4 protein-coding genes are annotated in these 3,785 nt (G+C 46.9%); 2 read left to right on the top strand and 2 right to left on the bottom strand.

What is annotated here, in order from left to right:
* On the bottom strand, positions 1-837 hold an 837-nt coding region (locus VN429_RS10165), incomplete at its 3' end, for an NOP5/NOP56 family protein (RefSeq protein WP_325632902.1).
* Positions 837-2,048 carry a tripartite tricarboxylate transporter permease gene (locus VN429_RS10160; protein ID WP_325632900.1) on the bottom strand — a complete coding sequence of 404 codons (1,212 nt, stop codon included), beginning with the start codon at positions 2,046-2,048 and terminating at the stop codon, positions 837-839. The genes VN429_RS10165 and VN429_RS10160, both read right to left, overlap by 1 nt.
* 81 nt (positions 2,049-2,129) lie before the next feature.
* On the opposite strand from VN429_RS10160, the gene VN429_RS10155 reads away from it, so the two are divergent.
* Positions 2,130-2,819 (top strand): uroporphyrinogen-III synthase, encoded by a 690-nt coding sequence (locus VN429_RS10155; RefSeq protein WP_325632896.1) that lies wholly within the window; start codon positions 2,130-2,132, stop codon positions 2,817-2,819.
* A gap of 6 nt (positions 2,820-2,825) precedes the next feature.
* On the top strand, positions 2,826-3,782 hold the full coding sequence (locus VN429_RS10150; protein ID WP_325632894.1) for an RNA-guided pseudouridylation complex pseudouridine synthase subunit Cbf5: 957 nt from the start codon (positions 2,826-2,828) through the stop codon (positions 3,780-3,782).
* The last annotated feature ends 3 nt before the right edge of the window (positions 3,783-3,785 follow it).

Raw genomic sequence — 3,785 nt, 5'->3', positions numbered from 1 at the left:
GTCTATCGTACCCCGGTAATAATCAATCCTGAACGCAATTGCAAGATTTGCAGCAAGAGTCCGGGCGACCTTTCCCCTGATTTTCCGGGATGCTGCATGTATTCGCTTATGTTCAAATATGAGACCGTGCTTGGGAGGGGGAGATCCTGATGACAGGTGGGAGAAGAGAGCGTTGCGGGCTCCCAGCACCTGAATTTTTGAAGCAGGCATTCTGCACAACCGACTCATACTACCAACCTCAAGCAGCAACCTTGCAGCAACCAGGGGGCCCACAATATTGCTACAATTTGGTAGGATTTTCTCACATCTCGCTGAAATATCCCGGACGAGTTTACCCCTACTCTCCTTCATGCTCACAAGGTCACGACAGAGTAGTGAGATGCCATCATTTCCGGTGCCTGATGCCATCTCCCTAATCGGATCTATTCTCTTTTTTTGCTTTACTGATGAATCCGGATCACTGTCTCTCATTGAGTGCCAGTAAATAATCTGTTCAGAAAGGCGGTTGATCATCTGGTCCGTCTCACGAAGAATGAGCATGAGTTTTACCAATCTGACCTCTTCAGATGAATTATACTTCTGCAACTCGTTCCGTGACCATATCAGGCAGATTTCACGGAGATAAGAATAATAATCATCCTTATCCTTACAGATTCCTTTGGTAACCGCCTCCTTCCAGGTTGGCAGAATAGAGAATTTTTCCCCATTTTCAATGAACCGGGAATAAAAAATAGTCGGATTGGGTAAGGCTGAATCCCTTTCAGTCTTGAACTCATCATACCAGTGGAAAGAAGAAACCTGCAGGTTATCAGTCTTTTCAGATTGTTTTGAACCCATCAAAAACCCCAAAGTCCAAGTGAATACAGAATAACCGGCAATGTTACAACCCCCATACATGGTACCCGGGACAGATTCAGGAGTCCTGGAATAAGACCTATTCCAGTAGCACATACAAGGATGAATAACCCAAAAGGACCAGAGATCACCCCGCACAATAGAATCACAAATCCTGCAACCAGAGTATTCACCTTTTTTCCATCCAATCCAGAGAACCATTTGGCGCACGATGACATGCTCAGTGTAATCAGATATGCGGCACCTGATGCAATGATGACGATAAGAAGGAGAACCGGAAATGAAGGGGGATCAAGCGAGGAGATCATAACCATAACCCCGTTCCTGGTTCTTTCTATTCCATAGAATGCAGCAAGACCCACAACCACATTTGCACATCCCGCTGCACCAGCGGCAACCAAGTATGTCCGCCTGTTTGTATCATATTTTATTCTTGCATTTATCACGGCTGTCGCTGATGCTGTTGAAAGACCAGGGAGCCAGCCGACAAGCAGCCCGGCTATAGTTCCTGAAAGAGAAGCATACAAAATACTTTTAGTCTCAAGTCCAAGGTTTGCAAATCGCTGCCGTGGAACCTGAGCATGGGAGGATGAGATTAATACAGACAATCCAAAAAGCCCAGTAAGAAGAGGCATCAGAACAGCACTCTCACCGTTCAAGTTCCAGACAAGATACTGAAACCTGAATGCAAAAAGCCCGAGCAAGCCTGATGATGCAAAGAGCAAAAGAGCCCAGAGAACTGATCCTTCCTGAATAATTACCATCCCCATGATCAGAATCAGCAGAGGTCCACAGATCCAGTCGATATACGACTGGATGGGAGTCAGGACAACATATGCCAGTATTGCCACCGGCACTCCGATAATTACACCATAAATACATCCAAGAGCAGAAAGCCTGACAGCTTCTTCCCCTTTCCCTTCCAGTGTCAGGGCGTGTGCCGGGAGCGTTGACAAGGCGGTCCCGGAGTCCGGAATTCCAAAAAATGTAGACGGAATCAGATCTAGAAATGAGTGACCAATAAGCATGGAAAGCAGTGCAGCAACAAGACCTTCAGCTCCGATTAGAGGGATCAATACAGGAGAAAGACCAGCCATGATTCCTGCCATTGTATTTGAATGAATACCAGGAATAAGGCCGCTGATGACACCACACACAAGCCCGAACGCGAGCCCTGACAGAAGAGGAATCATAGGATTCTCATGCATTATAAGTGTGAAGAGAGCTTAAAATAACCGCATATCTGGTCTGCTGACCAGTGATCAGGGGAAGGCATGAAGATCGCAATAACCAGGCTTCGTGGCAAGGAACTGGATGATCAACAGAGATGCGCACGTCGTGGGCATGACTGTTACCCGGTAACACCACTTACAGGTGAGATCGACCAGGATCAGATTGATCTCTTCATAGAGCAGGTGAAGGAAGAGCGATTTGATTGTATATTTTTTACAAGTGCCCTTCCAGCCCATAAAATCGGACCACTTCTTCGAAATTGCCCTCTTCCCCGGGTTATTGCCATAGGTCCGCAAACTGCTAAAGCTCTCCGGGAATCCGGTGTACCCTGTGAAGTATTGTATGAATACTATTCTCGGGCTTTTGTCCCATACTTGGGGGAGTGGATATCTGGGAAAACTATAGGAATACCCAGATCTGATGCTCCAAATCCGGGATTATTACAGGCAATTACTGATGCCGGTGGGATTGTTAAGGAATTCACAATATATTCACTCATACCCACCTACGAGGAACTTAATCTGACACTTGCAGAAGCAGTTCTCTTCACAAGCGCATTATCGTTCAAATCGGCAATATGGAAACGAAGAGAGGATATAGTCATCGTTGCAATCGGAGAAGTAACCGCATCAGCCATGGAAGAAGCAGGGTTACCACCTGATGTTGTTGGCGACGGCTCTCTTGAAGGAACACTTGATGAATTAAACCTCTTTCTCCTGATGAATCCCTGAATTATCATGCAACCGACATCAGACATTAATCCAACAAAAAAACCAGTAATCCCCTTGCCCAACGGAGGGGGGATAATCCTTGTTGACAAACCGAGAGGACCGAGCAGTCATCAGGTGGCAGCATGGGTACGAGAGATGACAGGAGTTTCCCAGGTAGGTCATACAGGGACCTTAGATCCCCAGGTATCAGGTGTTCTTGTTGTACTTCTTGGTAAGGCAGTCCGGCTGACATCTATCCTTCATCTGGATGAAAAGGAGTACATCTGCCTGATGCGCCTGCAGGGTGATGTCAGCCAGCAGGACCTTGAAACAGCAGTTACAGAGTTTACAGGCAAAATATATCAGCGCCCTCCCCGCAGAAGTGCGGTTAAACGTGCACTCAGAATCAGAGAGATACTGGAACTTGAGATCTTAAGCCGTGAGGGGCGTCAGGTGCTACTCAGGGCGAGATGTGATTCTGGAACCTACATCAGGTCACTCTGTCATCATATCGGAATGGCCCTTGGTGTCGGCGCACACATGCAGGAGCTGCGAAGAAGCAGGTCTGCTGATTTCAGGGAATCGCAGATTCATACTCTTCATGATGTTCGTGATGCGGTAGAAGCAGCAAAAGCTGGAAATCCGGATATTTTGTCAGGAATGCTACTGCCGATGGAGAACTCAATAAAGCATCTGCCCACTGTAACAATCAAAGATTCAGCAGCCGGAGCAATCTGTCATGGAGCACGCCTCTCAATGAGAGGGATCGTTAAAACGGACTCATTTCAGATGGAGGATTTTGTTGCAATCTTTACTGACTCCGGGGAGCTAATAGGTATCGGTGAGGCACTTATGAGTGCATCCCGGATTATTCCCGGTGAAAAAGGACTTGCAGTTGCCCCACGAATAATATTTCCGGATGTTGATGCATATCCTGCAATATGGAAGGGTCACTCAGCATCGGGTGAGACCAGTAAGGCTTAAATC

It is taken from the genome of Methanospirillum sp. (assembly GCF_035560735.1).
Classification (GTDB): Archaea; Halobacteriota; Methanomicrobia; order Methanomicrobiales; family Methanospirillaceae; genus Methanospirillum.
This window is presented reverse-complemented; position numbering and strand designations above follow the sequence as displayed.

Coding starts and splice junctions, on each gene's coding strand:
- VN429_RS10160 (WP_325632900.1), bottom strand. CDS start 2,048: ATGATTCCTCTTCTGTCAGGGCTCGCGTTCGGGCTTGTGTGTGGTGTC.
- VN429_RS10155 (WP_325632896.1), top strand. CDS start 2,130: ATGAAGATCGCAATAACCAGGCTTCGTGGCAAGGAACTGGATGATCAA.
- VN429_RS10150 (WP_325632894.1), top strand. CDS start 2,826: ATGCAACCGACATCAGACATTAATCCAACAAAAAAACCAGTAATCCCC.